Here is a 17,540-nt window from a genome sequence, read left to right on the forward strand (position 1 = left end):
CTGTCAAACTCAGGAGTTTATATGTGCCCGTAGCTCAATTGGATAGAGCATTGGACTGCGGATCCAAAGGTTGCTGGTTCAAATCCAGTCGGGCACGCCAAAAAAAAAAGGGGCGTTGCCCCTTTTTTTACCAAGAGTATTTATCTTTTAATATTTGCTTTGTTTTTTTAATCAAATCTAAATACTTTATTTTTAGATCGGGTTTTAATAACTCTGAGTTGATTTTTAGAATGCTATTTTCAAAATTTTCTACTACTTCTTTTTCTGAAATTATTTTTTTGCTAAATAAATTTAGAAAATTATTCATTTCATAATTAGCTAAATTATTATATTCTTCAAGCTTTTTTAATTCTAATTCTTTAAGCATTTTTAATTCAGAGTCAATTTTTCCCATATATTCTTTATTTTTAGGTAGTTTAGAATATATATAATTTATATATTTTATATCTTTCATAATATTTTCGTTGTATATTGTGCTTTCTAAATGATTTTTTTCTTCTATAATTGTTTCTAAAAATTTTTCATAAGTTTTTTTAGTAACATCATTGAATAAATATTTGACTTCATTATCTTTCTCGTATGTATGATATTTTATCAATAGGTCATTATATTCATTGACCATTTCTATTAATTTAAAACTTTCCGAATTAAAATAATCACTAAATTTATTTAATAAATAAATAAATTCTTTTTTATTTATTAAATATTCTATTTTATTATATATCTGTTCTTCTTTATATGCATATTCATTTTGTAAATTAATAATACTTTTTTCAAAAGAATTATTAAGTTCATCTAAATATTTTTTAATTGAAATTTCTAGATTATTAAATTCTTCTTTAAATGGGAAGTTATTATTATTTATATTAGATGATAGTTTTTTATCGATTAATAAAAATTTAAACTCTAAATCATCAAATTTTTTATTAATTTCTTTATTTAAAGAATATAATGAATTTTCAAAATATTTAATTAATGTACTAGAATTATTTGTAGTATTATCGGAATAAGTTATATTATTTAAGTTATTCTTTATTAATAATAATTCTGAATATATATTGTTAATACTTTTTTCTATATTGTTTTCGGGTTTGATTTTTATATTGCTAGCTATAGATGAAATATCCATTCTTAACTCATCTAATGTTGCTTTAAAATCTTTTAATGAATCTTTATCTATATTCGAAAAAATTTTTTTGTTTTCTTCTAATTTTATTAAAATGTCTGGGATTTGTCTAGTGTTTGAGTTAATAATATCTAAAATTTGGAAATTGCTATTTAGTTTTTCCAGATTAATGTTTAACCCTTCTAAATTTGTTACTTTCATTTTAATATCTTCAATATTATTTTTTATAAATAATCTTAAATAATATTGATTAACTAAAAAATAAACTATAGCTGCTATAATAAAAATATTTAAAAATATAATTAATCTTATTGAGTTTTTATTATCACCCTCGTTTTTGCTTTTTTTAGAAGAAGTTTTAGGAATTTTTATTTCCAGAGTTTCTTCCTTTTTGAATTCATCATTCATCATTTTTATCCTCCTATTTATTTTATCATATGTTTACATAATTAATTATATCATAATTTCGCTAATATATGCATAAAATAAATTAACATTTTTTATTTATATTATGTTATTAAATTTAATTAATAATGATTAAAATAATTTAAAAGTTATTATGAATTAAAATCTAATTATTATTACATTTTTTTATTTTATTTAAGTTATTTTTTTTGATATAATTTTTATATAAACTAAAAGCATCAGGAGGGTTACAAATGGATAGAAATAAAGTAAATGTAAAGTTCTTTAATTCTTTTGGTTTTAAAATAGGTATTTTGATATTATCATTATCTATTATTCCACTTATAATTATTTCATTAGTAGTTAATTTTTCTATAAATAAACAAGAGAATTCAATTAAAAATACTATTGAAAAACAAATTATTTCTATACAAAATGATTATAAGGAACAATTTCAAAATTATAATGAGATTTTAAAATCGGAAATAGATAAATATAATGAGAATCTTTCTGAACAAATACATCTCTTAAATAGCGAAATTAATACAAAATTTGAAGATTTATTTATTAAGAACTACGATAAAAGTTTATCAACTTTATTATCTATATTTGAAAATAAAATAAAAGAGAATATAGATAATCAAAGAATATTTCTTAACTCGATTTCAAGAAGTTCAGAAATCAAAGAGAAGTCTGCTTCTGGATCTATATCTATAATAAATAAATATACTTTATTGCAATCATATGCAGAATTAAATGTATTTGATGGAATTCAATTATGGTTGGTTAATCCTAAACTTTTTACAAAAAAAAGTGCATTTACATTGAAAATAAATGATTCAACGTATAATATTCAAAAAAAAGCTGAAAGTTATATGCCTGGAAAAGATTTTTTGAAATCACTTGATATAACTAACAATGTTGAAATATATTCAAAAAACATAATATCTAAAAATTTGTCTTATGGTATAAGTGAAATTATTTTTGTTGATAAAAAGCCTTATTTTATTTCCGTTGTTCCGGTTTATGATCCAATAGTAACTCAAAAAATAGTAGGCTTATTAGTTGGTTTAAAGAATTTTGGATATGAGGATATTGTAGAGATTGGTAATTTGATTGATGCATATTTAGTTTTTTATTCTTCTGATGGAAAACCATTATTTGGAAATATTCCTATCTCAAATTTAGAATTTGATTCTTCGAAAATAAATAAATTTATAACTGAAAAATTGCTTAATAAAGATTCGAGAAGTTTTTATACAACATCACAGATTTTTCCTTTTATGTATATACAAATATCAAAACCTATTGTAAAAACAGAGACAAATATTGATATAAGTTTAAAAAAGGATTTTACATTACCTAATTTCAAAACACAAAATATTTCTTTAGATTTAAATATTGATATGAGTGGCGTTATAAAAATAATTATAATAGTTATTTTATTTATAATACTTATCTCGATTATTATTTCTTTATATATGGGTAAAAAATTATCTAAAGATTTATACGTTGTTGCTGAAAATCTTGATAATATATCTAAAGGAGATTTAAGAAATATAAAAAAATTATCTAGAAAAAAACACGATGAAATAGGTATTATGATGAATAAAATACATAACACAATAGATTTTTTGATTAAATTATTTAAAGATTTAAATGAATATTCTAATAAATTAAATAATGCATCAAATGAAATAGATAATTCTTCCGAAAAACTAGAAAAAACAAAAAATATAATTAATAATCTTATTGAAAATACCAGAAATTTAATAAATGATTTATCTGACTTTTTAATTTCATTAGATAAAAATATTGAAATATTATTTAATAATAGCGATGAAATTAAAGCTGAATCTAATACAATTGAAAAAACTATAAATAAATTAGGAGAATTTAATAGAACTACTAAAAATGTAACTCTAGAAACTAAAGAAACTACAAACACTATCAATACACTTATAGAAAATTTATTTATAAGTTTTAATAAATTTAATGATAAAGTGGAAAATATATTTAATTTTGTTGAAAAAATATCTGATATTGCTAAACAAACAAATTTATTAGCTTTAAATGCCGCGATAGAAGCTGCAAGAGCTGGAGAATCCGGTAAAGGGTTTGCAGTAGTAGCCGATGAAATTAGAAGTTTATCCGTTGAAACCAATAATATTGCTATAGATATTTCAAATCAAATAAAAACAATTGAAAAAGATATGGAGCAATTATTAAATGAAGTTCATTATTCAAAAGAAAATATACATAACTTAGATAATATAATGAATAAATTCGAAAATGATATGGATGAAATTAATAATCTTACAATAGAATTGGATAATGTATTTAATATTTTGAAAAAAATTATAGAAGATCAAAATGAAATATTAAAAACATTTGAAGAAAAGAAAAACGATATAAATGGATTTTTATTAACTTCAAAAGATAAAATAATAGAATCCACAAACATAATTGATAACGAAACAGAAATAATTAACATTCTAATTAGTCAATCAGAAAAATTGCAAGAAACCTCAAATAAATTAACATCTATTATATCCTTTTTTAAATTAGATTAATAACGTTTATGATTATTTATTCCTAATTATTGAAAAAAAATGTTTAATATGATATAATTTTCCATATATTTATCTACATTGGGGGTGTTTTTATGGAGAGGGAAGAGATTTTAAGATTAATTGAATCAGAAAAGGTTAAGTTTATTAGATTGCAAATTACAGATATTAATGGATTATTGAAGAATGTAGAAATTCCTTGGGATGAATTGAGAAATTCATTTGAAAATGGAACTATGTTTGATGGTTCCTCAATAGAAGGTTTTGTTAGAATTGAAGAATCTGACATGTATTTAAGACCAGATCCATCTACCTTTTCTATTTATCCTTGGACTGACAAAGGATACAAATCAGCTAGGTTGATTTGTGATGTTTATAATTCAAATGGGGAACCATTTGATGGTGATCCGAGATATAGATTAAAACTTGTATTAAATAGATTGAAAGAGAAGGGGTATTCGGCTTATGTCGGACCTGAACCAGAATTTTTCTTATTACCAAAAGATGAAAAAACACATAAACCAATTTTAGAATTACTGGACCATGGAGGATATTTTGATTTATTACCTATTGATCATTGCGAAGAAACCAGAAAAGATATTGTATTAGCTTTAGAAGAAATGGGGATTAATGTTGAGGCTTCGCATCATGAAGTTGCTCCGTCTCAACATGAAATAGATTTTACATATGATGAAGCGTTAAGAACTGCAGATAATATTCAAACCTTTAAATTAGTAGTAAAAACAATAGCTTTGCTTAGAGGGTTGCATGCTACATTTATGCCTAAACCATTTTTTGGCGAAAATGGTTCTGGAATGCATACGCATTTGAGTTTGTTTAAAAACGGTGAAAATGCTTTTTATGATATTAGTAAAGAATATGAATTGAGTGATGAATTAAGGTATTTTGTTGGAGGTATTTTGAAACATATAAAAGCTATAACAGCTATTGCTAACCCAACTATAAATAGCTATAAAAGACTTGTTCCTGGATATGAAGCTCCTGTAAATATTGCATGGTCACCAAGTAATAGAAGTGCTTTAATTAGAGTTCCAGCATCTAGAGGTAAAGGAACTAGAATAGAAGTTAGAAGTCCAGATCCTACAGCCAATCCGTATTTATTATTATCAGTGTTATTTGCTTCAGGATTAGAAGGTATAGAAAATAAAATAGAACCACCAGAAGCTATTTCCGCTAATATATATCATATGACACCAGAAGAAAGAGATAAAGTTGGAATAGAACAGTTACCTTCTAATTTAAAAGAAGCAATAGAAGAAATGAAAAAGGATGAATTAATAAAAGAAGTTTTAGGAGAACATATATTTAATAAATATATTGAATTAAAAGAAAGAGAATGGAAAGAATTTTCTATTAATATAACTAATTGGGAAATTAATAAATATTTATGGATTATGTAACATTTATCTATTATAATAATATTGGTTCTAGGGACCTACTTAAGGCTGGGTCCCGCGCAACGGGAACCCGCGAACCTGGTCAGGCCCGGAAGGGAGCAGCCATAAGCGGTACTTCCTGTGTGCCGCGGGGGTGCCCGGCCATCTTTAATTTTAGGGGGATAAAAAATGAAAAAAATATTTTTTATGATTTTCATTATTTTTAATATCATCATATATTCTATAAATTTAGGTATATATTCTAAAGGCATATTTTTAGAAATACCAAATAATAATTTGTATTTAAAGGTAGGCTATCCTTCATTTGGAATAAACTATAATATTGATAATGAAAAAATTTCATACAATTTAATTACAGATTTTAATCTTAACAATCCTCAATTAAATAATTATTTATCGACAAATATAGGAATAGTAGTTGGAAATACAAAAATATATTCAGGGGTATGGAATATTTTTGATGAGTTAAATTCTGTAGATGCAACGACATCTAATATTGGGAATATGGGGTTTTTTACTGGTATAACTACTGATTTAAATAACATAAAAATAAGTCTTGCTTTAAATTTGAAGGTAATGAATTGGATTGAATCAGGTGGGATTGTAACCGGATTTCCAGCTTTCCGAGGTTCTTTTGAAGATGCAGCGTTTTTTTTGGTAGGGTTATCTTATTTCTTGCCTTTAGATAATAATGAAATAAGATTTTTTATAAATTTTGGTGCTAATTATATAAGTTTTCCAAATGGCATGACATTGTATCAATTTAAGGATAATTACAATTTTGGCATTTTAATTACTTTGAATGACTTATTTAATAATTGAATTGTTTAAATAGGAGGAATAAAATGAGAGAAAAAAATGAAAAAATTTTTGGACCTGAAGATTTAAAAGATTTAACTCCGGAAAAAGTTATAGAATTATATGATTTGGAATATAAAGTTGATAAAAAAGAATTTAAAAAAAAGAGCGTAAATAAATTTCAACATTATTATGTTGAAAATCCAGAAAGCGAATTGACAGTAAAGGCTTTGACGTTGACATTAAAAAATGGCCATACTTATATTTTTAAAGCTCCATCAGGAGTTTATGGAAAAAAAGAAATAGATAAGGCAACGATGGTGTTGTTGGAAAATATTGAAATTGAAGGGAAAAAAATTCTTGATATAGGTTGTGGCTATGGTGTTATTGGTATTACATTAAAAAAAGAATATCCTAATATTGATATTTATATGAGTGATATAAATAAAAGAGCAGTAGAATTTACTAAAATTAATGCGAAAGATAATAACATTTTTGCAGATATCAGACAAGGTTATTTATTCGAACCATGGGAAAATGAAGAATTTGACCAAATAGTGTCCAATCCACCAATTGTCGCTGGAAAGAAGGTTTGGATGGAGTTAATTGAAAAATCTTTTAACCATTTAAAAGTTGGTGGTACATTACAATTAGTTGCGTTTCATAATAAAGGTGGAAGTAGAATAAAAAATTATATGAAAGAAATTTTTGGAAATGTTGGTGAAGTTGTTAAAAAAGGTGGAATTAGATTATATAAGTCGGTGAAAGTATAATGCTAATTGCTAAAAATATCTTTTTTAATTTTAAAGAAAAGCAAATATTCGAGAATTTAAATATAGAGATAGCCGATAACATTCCTGTTGGTTTAGTTGGATCAAATGGTAGTGGTAAATCTACCTTATTAAGGATATTATCAGGAATCTTGATGTCTGATAAAGGAGATATTTATTTATATAACAACAAAATTGATTTTCATAATAATGAGTCATTATTATATTTAAAGAAACATGTAGGATATATTTTTCAAAATCCCGAAAATCAAATTGTAGGAGTTACTGTAGAAGAAGATATTGCCTTTGGATTAGAAAATTTAGGATTAGATAAATCTGAAATGAAAAAAAGAATTTCTTGGGCTTTAAATGTAACTGATTTATTAGGATTAGAAAAAAAAGATCCCAATACATTATCAGGTGGTCAAAAGCAACGATTGGCTATTGCATCGATGATAGCTATGCAGCCTGATTTTATATTAATGGATGAACCAACAACGATGCTTGATCCTGAAGGTAGAGAAGAAATATATAAAGTTATTAAAAATTTAATTAATATAGGAAAAACTATAATTATAGCTTCTCATCATTCTAAAGATTTAGAATTTGTTGAAAAAATTATAGCGTTAGAAAAAGGACGTTTGGTTTTTTATGATAAAAAAGATAAATTTTATAATTGGTCTGAAAACAAAAGATTTAACGTAGAAATTCCTTTTGAAAGAACTGTAAAAAAATTTACTGGAAAGAATTTAAAAGATTTGGAGAGAAGTATATGTCAATAAAAATAAAGAATGTTTCATATACATATGCAGAAAAGACGCCATTTGAAACAACAGCTCTTAAAAATATAAGTTTGGAAATTGAGGAAGGTAGTTTTTGGGTAATATTAGGAAAAACAGGTTCTGGAAAAACTACTTTAATTCAAACATTGAATGGATTGATAATTCCAAAAGATGGTGAAGTTATTGTAGATGATATTATTATCAAAGATAGAAAAGAAGATATAAAAAAAGTAAGAGAAAAAATAGGAATAGTATTTCAATATCCGGAGAGCCAATTCTTTTTACCAACAGTTTATGAAGAAATTTTGTATGCTCCAAAAAATTTTAATAAGAATATATCTAAAACCGAATTAATTAATATTTTAAAGTTAGTAGGATTAAATGAATCCTTTTTGAATAGAAATCCATTTTCTCTATCTGGTGGTGAAATGAGGAAAATAGCTATTGCTTCTGTTTTATCTTATGATCCTAAATATATAATTTTTGATGAACCAACCGTTGGACTTGATTATGAAGGTAGAAGAAAAATATGGAATATTATAAAAAATTTAAGAAAAATCGGTAAAACAATAATAATTGTAACTCATTGGATTGATGAATTAATAAGTTTTAAACCAAATGTTCTACATATACATAATAATGAAATTAGTTTCATTGGAAACTTTGATGATTTTATATTATTAGGGGAAGATGAATTGAAGAAAAAAAATATTACTTTTTCTGAAAAACTTAAGTTATATTATTGTTCATTAAAAAATAATATAAAGTTAGAAAAATTATTTCAATATTGAAAAGAAAATTAGTTGACTAAATAGAAAAATAGTGTTATAATACTACATGTCTTGGGAGGTCGTCTAATGGCAGGACTGCGGACTCTGGATCCGCCTATGGAGGTTCGAATCCTCCCCTCCCAGCCAAGAAAGATGAAAAACTTAGGTACACGCCTGTAGCTCAATTGGTAGAGCGGCGGTCTCCAAAATCGCAGGCTGGGGGTTCAAGTCCCTCCGGGCGTGCCATTTTTTTTGATTGTGGGCCATTAGCTCAGTTGGTAGAGCGGCTGACTCTTAATCAGTAGGCCGTGGGTTCGAGTCCCGCATGGCCCACCATTTGTTATAAATTGTGTGTAAAGTGGAAGCCACCCAGTAGCTTCCCACCTCGGGTAATAACACCGTCAGGGGTATATATATAAGGGAAATACGTGGGTGGAGTATATTTCTTCACCCACTTTTTGTTATTTTAGGCTTAAGCCAGATGAATAGGAGGGATAAGTATTAAAAAATCAAAGGATTCAACACCAAGAAACGAGGAGATTAGAGCAAAAGAATTAAGAGTTGTATCGTCTTCTGGTGAACAATTGGGTATAATGGAAACGAAAAAAGCATTGAGTTTAGCTCAAGAAGAAGGACTCGATCTAGTTTTAGTATCGCCTAATTCCAATCCGCCAGTAGCAAAAATTATGGATTTTGGAAAATATAGATACGAAAAAGAGAAAAGAGAAAAAGAAGCTAAGAAAAAACAAAAAAAGCAAGTTTTAAAAGAAATGAAATTTAGATTAAGAATCGATGATCATGATTTTAATACTAAAGTGAAAAGGATCAGAGAGTTTTTAGAAGGTGGGAATAAGGTAAGGGTTGTTGTTATGTTTTTAGGTAGAGATATAATGTTTACTGACAAGGGTAAGGAAATATTAGATAAAGTAATAAAAAACGTTGAAGATATAGCAGATATAAACAGAGCGCCTAAAATGGCCGGAAGAGATATGGATATGATATTATCTCCAAAAAATAAAAAATAATAAAGGAGGAAAAAATATGAAAAGACATTCTGCTTCAGCAAAAAGGTTTAAAGTAACAGGTTCAGGTAAAATTAGAATGAGAAGATCAAATGTTGGACATAATACAAGAATAAGAGGAAAGAGAAGAATGAAAAGGTTGCATGAATATAAAGATGTTCCTAAAGGATTGAATGAAAAAGTTGAAAGATTATTAGGATTGAAATAAAAATAATAGCCGAAAGGAGAGAATTTAAATGAGAATAAAAAGAGCTGTTTCTGCAAGAAAGAAAAGAAAAAAATATATAAAAGCTGCTAAAGGTTATAGAGGTGCTCTTAGCAGAAGGTATGTTTTGGCTAAACAACAATTTTTCAGATCTGGAAAATATGCATATGCTGGAAGAAAACAAAAGAAGAGAGATTTCAGAAGATTATGGATTACAAGAATTAATGCTGCAGCTAGAAATGAAGGTTTAAAATACAATGAATTAGTACACGGCTTAAAATTAGCAGGTGTTAATATAAATAGAAAAATGTTATCAGAATTAGCTGTAAATGATTATGAAGCATTTAAAGAATATGTAAATATTGCAAAAGAAGCATTATCCAAATAAAAAGAGGCACCTAGAGGTGTCTCTTTTTATTTGAAAATATTTATTAAATATTTATATGATTCATTAACTTTATTAAATATTTCATTTTTAATTGAATTTATGTCAATTATTTTTAAATTAGTTGCTTCGGTTTTCAATACCATTAAAACAGGTTTTTTTATATTCATATCTGGTATTTTATATGAATTATATAGAATATTATATTTGTTTATAATATAGTTTTTCGCTAATTTTCCAATTTCTATAGCTAAACTTGTATTATTTATTCCATCTGGAATGTCAAAAACTAAGTGTACCTGATTCAGAGAGTAATAAAAAAATACATTAGGTAAGTACCATCTATTATATGAATTTAAGATAAATTCTAATAAATTTGTATCAATGTTTTTATATAGAGATATATATTTTAAACCTTTTAGTTTTTCTGATAAAAAAAATTTTTTTATTAAAGCATCATTTCCTGAAACATAATAACTTGGTATAATAAATGGAGACTGAAATATAGATAATGTATTTTTTATAGAAATATTTTTATTATATTTTATAGATAAATTATGATAAATATTATTAATTTCATTAATCTCCTTATTATCTTCTATATTTTTTGAATATAATGAGTTCATATATTTAGATGGTTTTTCTGGCATTAACGAGATAAAACCTCTACCTTCAAAATCAAAAAAAATATTCAAACTTGGAAATTTATTATTAATATCATATACTGACAATCCAACTAAATGATCATATTCATCTGCCAATAGATTCTTTTTGTCTTTAAAAAATTCTAAAGATATTTTTTTTAATTCATTGAGTGAATTTAAATTTATGTCAATCAAAAGAATCACCTCTCAATAAATATTGTGTTTATCAAATTCAAAAAATCAGTATATAATATTTCTTTTTCATTAGCGGTATATTTAATAGGTTGTATTATTTTGGTTTTATAAGTTTTTTTAGCGTCAAAAATTATTTTAAAATTTGAATATTCACCAAAATAAAATGCATTACCTTCAAATACTACATAAATATTTTTTTGTTTTTTCATTATATACCATTTTGGATTTTCAAAAAAAAGATTAAAATATGGTCCTATTTTTTTATTTGGGAATCCATAAAAAGAACTGTTTTTGACAATATTTATATACTCTTCATCACTTAGATTTATATCAAATAAATCTTTAAAAACAAAATTATATAAAAATAAAGCGGTTATGATGAAAGTAAATAAAGATGAAATTATAATTATTAAAATATATTTTAATTGAATTTTATCTTTAATAACATCACCCCCAATCATATTTTTCTATAAATTTATCAAAAAATCCCTTGAATTATTAACATCATTAAAGTATAATAGTATTAAAATATAAAATTCAGGAGGTAATATAAATGGATATTGGGAAAAGATATACTCCGAATGAAATTGAAACAAAATGGTATAAAATCTGGCTTGAAAATGGAAAATTCGAAGCTAAAGGGGAAGGTAACGGTAAATTTTCTATGGTTATTCCTCCTCCAAATATAACAGGAAAAATACACATGGGACATGCATTAAATATATCGTTGCAAGATATAATTACTCGTTTTAACAGAATGCAAGGTAAAGATACATTATGGTTACCTGGGGAAGATCATGCAGGGATTGCGACTCAACATGTTGTTGAAAAGTTCTTAATGAAAAGTGAAGGTAAAAGAAAAGAAGAATATGGTAGAGAAGAGTTTATTAAAAGAGTGTGGGAATGGGCAAATGAGTATAGAGAACATATTAAAAAACAAATAATGGCAATAGGAGCCTCTGTAGATTGGTCAAGAGAGAGGTTTACTTTAGATGATGGTTTGAATAAAGCTGTAAGAAAGGTTTTTGTTGAATTGTATAATGAAGGCTTAATATATAAAGGAAAATATATTGTAAACTGGTGTCCAAGTTGTGGAACAGTTCTTTCGGATGAAGAAGTAGAACATAAAGATGAACACGGTGCATTTTATCATATAAAATATCCTATAAAAGGTGAAGATGACTATATTATTATAGCTACAACTAGACCAGAAACAATGCTTGGAGATACTGCAATAGCTGTTCATCCATCAGATGAAAGATATAGTAATTATGTTGGTAAAGTAGCAATTTTACCATTAGTTGGAAGAGAAATCCCTATAATTGCAGATAAATATGTAGATCCTTCTTTTGGAACAGGAGCATTAAAAGTTACACCAGCACATGATCCGAATGATTATTTAATGGGACAAAGACATAATTTAGATACAGTGCAAATAATGGATGAATTTGCTAGAATAAATGAAAATGGTGGTAAATATGTTGGTTTGGATAGGAAAGAAGCTAGAAAGGCAGTAATAGAGGATTTAGAAAAAGAAGGATATTTAATAAAAATAGAAGAAATGACACATTCTGTTGGACATTGTTATAGATGTGATACTGTAGTTGAACCATTTTTGCTCGATCAATGGTTTGTAAAAATGAAACCACTGGCTGAAAAAGCAATAGATGCAGTAGAGAAGTCCGATGTTAAATTTTATCCTGGAAGATGGAAAAAAGTATATTTAAATTGGATGAATGAAATAAGAGATTGGTGTATATCAAGACAGTTGTGGTGGGGACATAGAATACCAGTATGGTATTGTGATGATTGTGGTCATATTAATGTTTCCGAAGAGGATATATATGAATGTAAGAAATGTGGTTCAAAAAATATAAAACAAGATGAAGATGTTTTAGATACATGGTTTAGTTCTGCGTTATGGCCGTTTTCTACTTTAGGATGGCCAGAAAAAACTGATGATTTAAAAAAATATTATCCAACGGATTTATTAGTTACTGGATTTGATATTATATTCTTCTGGGTTGCAAGAATGATTGTAATGGGCGAAAAGTTTATGAATGATAAACCATTCTCTGATGTATATATACATCAATTAGTTAGAGACAAACAAGGAAGAAAAATGTCTAAATCTCTTGGTAATGGAATTGATCCTTTAGAAATTATAGAAAAATTTGGTGCTGATCCAATGAGATTTACATTAGCAATATTAGCAGCTCAAGGAAGAGATATTAAATTGGATCCACAAGCGTTTGATTCATATTCTAAATTTGCAAATAAAATATGGAATGCTACAAGATTTGTATTATTAAATATGGATGATTTTAAAAAGATAGAATTAAATCCTGATATGCTTGAATTAGAAGATAAATGGATGTTATCAAGGTTAAACAAAACAATAAAAATAGTTACAGAATCTTTATTAGGATATGAATTTAATATAGCAGCAAGAGAATTATACGATTTCTTCTGGAATGAATATTGTGATTGGTATATAGAATCAGTAAAGAATAGATTAAAATCTGAAAATAAAATAATTGCCCAAAATGTTTTAGTTAGGGTTTTAGATTCTTCTTTAAGATTATTACATCCATTTATGCCTTTCTTAACAGAAGAATTATGGCAAAATATACCTAGAATAACAGAAGAAGAATATTTAATTACTGCAAAATGGCCTGAATATATTGAAGAATATAATTTTGAAAAAGAAGAATCAGAATTTGAAAAAATAAAAGATTTTATTAGAGGTATAAGGAATGTAAAAGCAGAAGTTAACTTGCCACAAATTACAAAAATAGAAATATCTTTTAAAGCATTAGAGAATTATGAATGGATAATAGATAATGAAGATTTAATAAAAGAGTTAGCTTTTGTAAATAAAATTGAAAAAGTAACAGAAAAGCCAGCAAAATCTGCAACATCTTATGTTGATGATAATATTGAATCATATGTTAAATTAGGTGAATTAATTGATGTTGAATCTGAGAAAGAAAGATTAAATAAAAAGAAAGAAAAATTAGAAAAAGAGTTTGCAAAATACGATAAAAAACTTAATAATAACAAATTTTTAGAAAATGCTCCAGAAGATGTTATTGAAGAAGTAAAAGAAAATCATTTATTAATAAAAAATCAATTAGAAAAATTAATGAAATTAATAGAGGAGTTAGAATAATATGATTTTGAATTTGAAGGAAGCAGTTGAATATATATACGATAGGCGTGGTGGAACTAGAATAAAATATGGATTAGAAAGAATAAATAAATTATGTGAATTATTGGGGAATCCTCAAAAGGATTTCCCAGTTATTCATGTAACTGGGACTAATGGAAAAGGGAGTACTTCAAAAGCTATACATGATATATTAAAAGGTCATGGATACAATGTTGGACTTTACATATCTCCACATTTAACTAATATAACAGAAAGAATAAAAATAAATTCCATCCCTATAAAAGAACAAGAATTTATTGAGATATTAAATGATATGATAATACATATAGAAAAGATGGATTCAAAAAAAGACATGTCTCCGTCATTTTTTGAAATAATAACAGCTTTAGCTTTAAAATATTTTTCAATTAAGAAAGTAGATGTGGTTGTATTAGAAGTTGGTTTAGGAGGAAGATTAGATGCAACTAATGTAGTAAATTCTGATGTTTCAGTTATAACAACAGTTCAATATGATCATATGAATTTATTAGGAAATACATTGGAAGAAATTGCATTTGAAAAATCTGGGATTATTAAAAAAGGAAATAACGTGGTTTTGGGAAATGTTTCAGAATCTGCAAAAAAAATAATATACGACAAAGCAAATGATGTTGGAGTAAATAAAATATTTGAATTTAATAAAGATTACAATTATAATAACCCTATCTTTTCACTAAATTGGAATTCTATAAATTATAAAAGTATTTTCAACAATATAGATAACATAATATATAAAGCAAATGGTACTTATCAACCTCATAATGTTTCAACAGCAATAATGGCAGTTGAAGCTTTTTTAGACAAAAAAGGAATGAAATTAGATGTCGACAATACAAAAAAATCTCTCAAAAATTTTATATGGGAAGGTAGATTTGAACTATTAGAATATAATAATAAAAGATTTATTTTGGAGGGGGCACACAATATTTCCGGCGCTCTTGCATTAAAAAATTCAATTAAAACTTATTTGAAAAAGTTTAGTAAAGCTGCATTAATTGGTATTTTAGATGATAAAGATTTTGAAGGTATGGTAAAAATTTTATCTGATGATTTTGATTATATTGTAGTGACGCAAGTTCCTAATAAACGTTCGGAAAAACCTGAGGAAGTATATAATTTATTCAAAAAATATTCAAAAAATGTAGTTTTTGAAAAAGATCCTATAGAAGCATTTAAAAAATTATATTCTACTCCATATGACTATTATTTTATAACAGGCTCATTATATTTAGTGGGAAAAATTAGAGGATATATGCTTAATCTGGAGGAAATTTAATGGTTAGGAAATTAAAAGGTATAGTGAACAAGTTAAATGAAGATGAAATAATTGTTCAAAGTGGGAATTTCTTTTTTGAAAGTATACCAACTTATAGAATTCTTAAAAATTGTGATGAAGGTAAAGAATATATTTTTCATACTGTTCTTGATATGAATGAATGGAATATTTCGTTATACTTGTTTTATGATGAATTTGAAAGAGAATTGTTTTTGAATTTGAAAAAAGTATCAAAATTAGGTGCAAAAAGTGCTTTGAAAATTTTGCAAAGTGATGATGCTGAAAATATAATATCAATGATTTCAGCTAATGATTTAAATGGTTTATCGAAATTACCAGGAGTTGGAAAGAAAACTGCTGAAAGAATAGCGAATGAATTAAAAGATAAATTTGAAGCGTTTATAGTAGACAGTAGTTCTAAATTAAATGATGCTTTAGATGCATTGGAAGCTTTGGGTTTTGAAAGAAATAGATCTTTTAGAATTTTAAAAGAAATGGATATAGAAAATTTATCCTTAGAAAATATAATTACACAAGCTTTGAAGAAATTGTGATAATATCTTAATTTTAATTAATGAAAATAATGTTAAAATATATTAGTCGGGGGTGTGCAATGAGAGTTTTAATTTTAGCTGCTGGTATGGGAACTAGAATGAAATCTAAATATCCAAAAGTAATGCATAAATTAATGGGAAAAGAATTATTAAATTGGGTTATAGATACTGCAAAAAAATTAAATCCATCAAAAATAGCTGTAGTATTAGGTCATAAAAGTGAAATGGTAGAACAAATACTTACAGAAGATATTGAAATTTATTATCAAAAAGAGCAATTAGGTACTGGTCATGCTGTTATGTCAGCGAAAGATTTTATAAATAATGAGGATATTTTAATTTTGTATGGAGATACTCCATTAATAACAGAAGAAACTTTAAATAAATTAGTAAATAAACATATGGAAACAAATGCTGATGCAACAGTTTTAACAACTATTTTGGATAATCCAAAAGGTTATGGTAGAATTATAAAGAATGAAAATGGTAAATTAATTGATATTATTGAAGAAGCTGATACAACAGAAGAACAAAGAAATATTAAAGAAATAAATTCTGGTTTTGTTATATACAAAGGTGAAAAACTTTTATATGGTTTATCAAAAATTAAGCCTAATAATAATCAAGGGGAATATTATTTAACTGATGTTCCAAAAAATTTAAATTATGTAGAGACATACGTGTTAGAGGATTTTACAGAAGTATTGGGAATAAATAACAGAGTGCAATTAGCTGAAGCTGAGAAAATAATGAGAAAAAGAACTTTAAATAAATTAATGTTAAATGGAGTTACTATTGTAGATCCTGAATCGACATATATTTCTCCTGATGTAGAAATAGGTCAAGACACTATAATTTATCCAATGACAATTATTTTTGGAAATACCAGAATAGGTGAAGAATGTGAAATTGGGCCAATGACAAGAATAGTAAATTGTGAAATAGGTGATTTTGTAAAAATAATTAGATCTGAATGTGAAGATGCGAAAATAGAAAATAACGTTTCAATTGGGCCATACTCTAGGTTAAGAACAGGTACATATTTAAAAGAAAATGTAAAAATAGGGAATTTTGTAGAAACTAAAAAAACAATAATAAATAAAAATTCAAAAGCACAACATTTAACATATTTAGGAGATGCCACTATTGGAGAAGATGTTAATATAGGAGCGGGAACAATCACGTGTAACTATGATGGAATAAATAAGCATAAAACATATATTGGAAATAGAGTTTTTGTAGGTAGTAATACGGCTTTAGTTGCACCTGTTGATATACAAGATGATGTATTAATTGGTGCAGGTTCTACAATTACAGAAAATATACCCAAGGGATCATTAGCTTTAGGAAGAGCTAAACAAATAACAAAAGAGAATTGGGTATATAAAAAGAGGGAGAAAGGAGAGTAA

16 protein-coding genes, 4 tRNA genes and 1 other RNA gene are annotated in these 17,540 nt (G+C 25.9%); 18 read left to right on the forward strand and 3 right to left on the reverse strand.

Features of this window, described 5'->3' with window-relative positions; translation table 11 throughout:
* Positions 1-23 precede the first annotated feature (23 nt).
* Positions 24-100 (forward strand) — tRNA-Arg (locus AS160_RS08420).
* A gap of 27 nt (positions 101-127) precedes the next feature.
* Here the strand turns inward: AS160_RS08420 and AS160_RS08425 are convergent.
* Complete coding sequence (locus tag AS160_RS08425; RefSeq protein WP_165147679.1) at positions 128-1,537, reverse strand: hypothetical protein; 1,410 nt, start codon at positions 1,535-1,537, stop codon at positions 128-130.
* A gap of 248 nt (positions 1,538-1,785) precedes the next feature.
* Here AS160_RS08425 and AS160_RS08430 point away from each other — a divergent pair, with 248 nt between their 5' ends.
* The 13 genes from AS160_RS08430 (at position 1,786) to rplT (ending at position 10,254) form a co-directional block, all read left to right on the forward strand.
* Complete coding sequence (locus tag AS160_RS08430) at positions 1,786-4,104, forward strand: methyl-accepting chemotaxis protein (protein WP_165147681.1); 2,319 nt, start codon at positions 1,786-1,788, stop codon at positions 4,102-4,104.
* Positions 4,105-4,196: 92 nt separating this feature from the next.
* A complete protein-coding gene (glnA, locus tag AS160_RS08435) occupies positions 4,197-5,522 on the forward strand; it encodes a type I glutamate--ammonia ligase (protein ID WP_165147684.1) in 1,326 nt (441 codons plus the stop codon).
* Positions 5,523-5,565: 43 nt separating this feature from the next.
* Positions 5,566-5,665, forward strand: an RNA gene (ffs, locus tag AS160_RS08440) — signal recognition particle sRNA small type.
* 22 nt (positions 5,666-5,687) lie between these two features.
* The gene (locus tag AS160_RS08445; RefSeq protein WP_165147687.1) at positions 5,688-6,341 is read left to right on the forward strand and encodes a hypothetical protein; all 654 of its coding nucleotides are present in this window, start codon (positions 5,688-5,690) and stop codon (positions 6,339-6,341) included.
* Between the two features lie 23 nt (positions 6,342-6,364).
* Positions 6,365-7,090 carry a methyltransferase gene (locus tag AS160_RS08450; protein WP_165147690.1) on the forward strand — a complete coding sequence of 242 codons (726 nt, stop codon included), beginning with the start codon at positions 6,365-6,367 and terminating at the stop codon, positions 7,088-7,090.
* Positions 7,090-7,869 carry an ABC transporter ATP-binding protein gene (locus AS160_RS08455; protein WP_165147693.1) on the forward strand — a complete coding sequence of 260 codons (780 nt, stop codon included), beginning with the start codon at positions 7,090-7,092 and terminating at the stop codon, positions 7,867-7,869. Before AS160_RS08450 ends, AS160_RS08455 begins: the two co-directional genes overlap by 1 nt.
* Entirely contained in the window at positions 7,860-8,660 is an 801-nt protein-coding gene (locus AS160_RS08460; RefSeq protein WP_165147696.1) for an ATP-binding cassette domain-containing protein, read from the forward strand. Before AS160_RS08455 ends, AS160_RS08460 begins: the two co-directional genes overlap by 10 nt.
* 52 nt (positions 8,661-8,712) lie before the next feature.
* Positions 8,713-8,786: transfer RNA gene (locus AS160_RS08465), tRNA-Gln, on the forward strand.
* 23 nt (positions 8,787-8,809) lie between these two features.
* A tRNA-Trp gene (locus AS160_RS08470) sits at positions 8,810-8,885 on the forward strand.
* A gap of 14 nt (positions 8,886-8,899) precedes the next feature.
* Positions 8,900-8,975, forward strand: a tRNA-Lys gene (locus AS160_RS08475).
* A 164-nt stretch (positions 8,976-9,139) separates the two neighbouring features.
* Positions 9,140-9,664, forward strand: coding sequence for a translation initiation factor IF-3 (gene infC / locus AS160_RS08480; RefSeq protein WP_165147801.1), 525 nt, complete (start codon positions 9,140-9,142; stop codon positions 9,662-9,664).
* Positions 9,665-9,680: 16 nt separating this feature from the next.
* Positions 9,681-9,869 carry a 50S ribosomal protein L35 gene (locus AS160_RS08485; protein ID WP_165147699.1) on the forward strand — a complete coding sequence of 63 codons (189 nt, stop codon included), beginning with the start codon at positions 9,681-9,683 and terminating at the stop codon, positions 9,867-9,869.
* Positions 9,870-9,897: 28 nt separating this feature from the next.
* On the forward strand, positions 9,898-10,254 hold the full coding sequence (rplT, locus tag AS160_RS08490; protein WP_165147702.1) for a 50S ribosomal protein L20: 357 nt from the start codon (positions 9,898-9,900) through the stop codon (positions 10,252-10,254).
* Positions 10,255-10,280: 26 nt separating this feature from the next.
* On the opposite strand, the gene AS160_RS08495 is transcribed toward rplT, so the two are convergent.
* Positions 10,281-11,090: a DUF4895 domain-containing protein gene (locus AS160_RS08495; protein WP_165147705.1), complete on the reverse strand. Its 810-nt coding sequence runs from the start codon at positions 11,088-11,090 to the stop codon at positions 10,281-10,283.
* A gap of 5 nt (positions 11,091-11,095) precedes the next feature.
* Positions 11,096-11,551, reverse strand: coding sequence for a hypothetical protein (locus AS160_RS08500; protein ID WP_165147708.1), 456 nt, complete (start codon positions 11,549-11,551; stop codon positions 11,096-11,098).
* Between the two features lie 92 nt (positions 11,552-11,643).
* On the opposite strand from AS160_RS08500, the gene AS160_RS08505 reads away from it, so the two are divergent.
* The 4 genes from AS160_RS08505 to glmU are packed head-to-tail and all read left to right on the forward strand — an operon-like array spanning position 11,644 to position 17,540.
* The gene (locus tag AS160_RS08505) at positions 11,644-14,262 is read left to right on the forward strand and encodes a valine--tRNA ligase (RefSeq protein WP_165147711.1); all 2,619 of its coding nucleotides are present in this window, start codon (positions 11,644-11,646) and stop codon (positions 14,260-14,262) included.
* A 1-nt stretch (position 14,263) separates the two neighbouring features.
* Positions 14,264-15,577 carry a folylpolyglutamate synthase/dihydrofolate synthase family protein gene (locus tag AS160_RS08510; RefSeq protein WP_165147714.1) on the forward strand — a complete coding sequence of 438 codons (1,314 nt, stop codon included), beginning with the start codon at positions 14,264-14,266 and terminating at the stop codon, positions 15,575-15,577.
* Positions 15,577-16,131, forward strand: a complete 555-nt coding sequence (gene ruvA, locus AS160_RS08515; protein WP_165147717.1) for a Holliday junction branch migration protein RuvA — start codon at positions 15,577-15,579, stop codon at positions 16,129-16,131. The genes AS160_RS08510 and ruvA overlap by 1 nt, the downstream gene beginning before the upstream one ends.
* 59 nt (positions 16,132-16,190) lie before the next feature.
* Positions 16,191-17,540 carry a bifunctional UDP-N-acetylglucosamine diphosphorylase/glucosamine-1-phosphate N-acetyltransferase GlmU gene (glmU, locus tag AS160_RS08520; RefSeq protein ID WP_165147720.1) on the forward strand — a complete coding sequence of 450 codons (1,350 nt, stop codon included), beginning with the start codon at positions 16,191-16,193 and terminating at the stop codon, positions 17,538-17,540.

It is taken from the genome of Marinitoga sp. 38H-ov (genome assembly GCF_011057715.1).
Lineage (GTDB): Bacteria > Thermotogota > Thermotogae > Petrotogales > Petrotogaceae > Marinitoga.

Excerpts from the sequence above, each read along its gene's own strand:
- AS160_RS08425 (WP_165147679.1), bottom strand. The coding sequence starts at position 1,537 with ATGATGAATGATGAATTCAAAAAGGAAGAAACTCTGGAAATAAAAATT.
- AS160_RS08430 (WP_165147681.1), top strand. The coding sequence starts at position 1,786 with ATGGATAGAAATAAAGTAAATGTAAAGTTCTTTAATTCTTTTGGTTTT.
- glnA (WP_165147684.1), top strand. The coding sequence starts at position 4,197 with ATGGAGAGGGAAGAGATTTTAAGATTAATTGAATCAGAAAAGGTTAAG.
- AS160_RS08445 (WP_165147687.1), top strand. The coding sequence starts at position 5,688 with ATGAAAAAAATATTTTTTATGATTTTCATTATTTTTAATATCATCATA.
- AS160_RS08450 (WP_165147690.1), top strand. The coding sequence starts at position 6,365 with ATGAGAGAAAAAAATGAAAAAATTTTTGGACCTGAAGATTTAAAAGAT.
- AS160_RS08455 (WP_165147693.1), top strand. The coding sequence starts at position 7,090 with ATGCTAATTGCTAAAAATATCTTTTTTAATTTTAAAGAAAAGCAAATA.
- AS160_RS08460 (WP_165147696.1), top strand. The coding sequence starts at position 7,860 with ATGTCAATAAAAATAAAGAATGTTTCATATACATATGCAGAAAAGACG.
- AS160_RS08485 (WP_165147699.1), top strand. The coding sequence starts at position 9,681 with ATGAAAAGACATTCTGCTTCAGCAAAAAGGTTTAAAGTAACAGGTTCA.
- rplT (WP_165147702.1), top strand. The coding sequence starts at position 9,898 with ATGAGAATAAAAAGAGCTGTTTCTGCAAGAAAGAAAAGAAAAAAATAT.
- AS160_RS08500 (WP_165147708.1), bottom strand. The coding sequence starts at position 11,551 with ATGATTGGGGGTGATGTTATTAAAGATAAAATTCAATTAAAATATATT.
- AS160_RS08505 (WP_165147711.1), top strand. The coding sequence starts at position 11,644 with ATGGATATTGGGAAAAGATATACTCCGAATGAAATTGAAACAAAATGG.
- AS160_RS08510 (WP_165147714.1), top strand. The coding sequence starts at position 14,264 with ATGATTTTGAATTTGAAGGAAGCAGTTGAATATATATACGATAGGCGT.
- ruvA (WP_165147717.1), top strand. The coding sequence starts at position 15,577 with ATGGTTAGGAAATTAAAAGGTATAGTGAACAAGTTAAATGAAGATGAA.
- glmU (WP_165147720.1), top strand. The coding sequence starts at position 16,191 with ATGAGAGTTTTAATTTTAGCTGCTGGTATGGGAACTAGAATGAAATCT.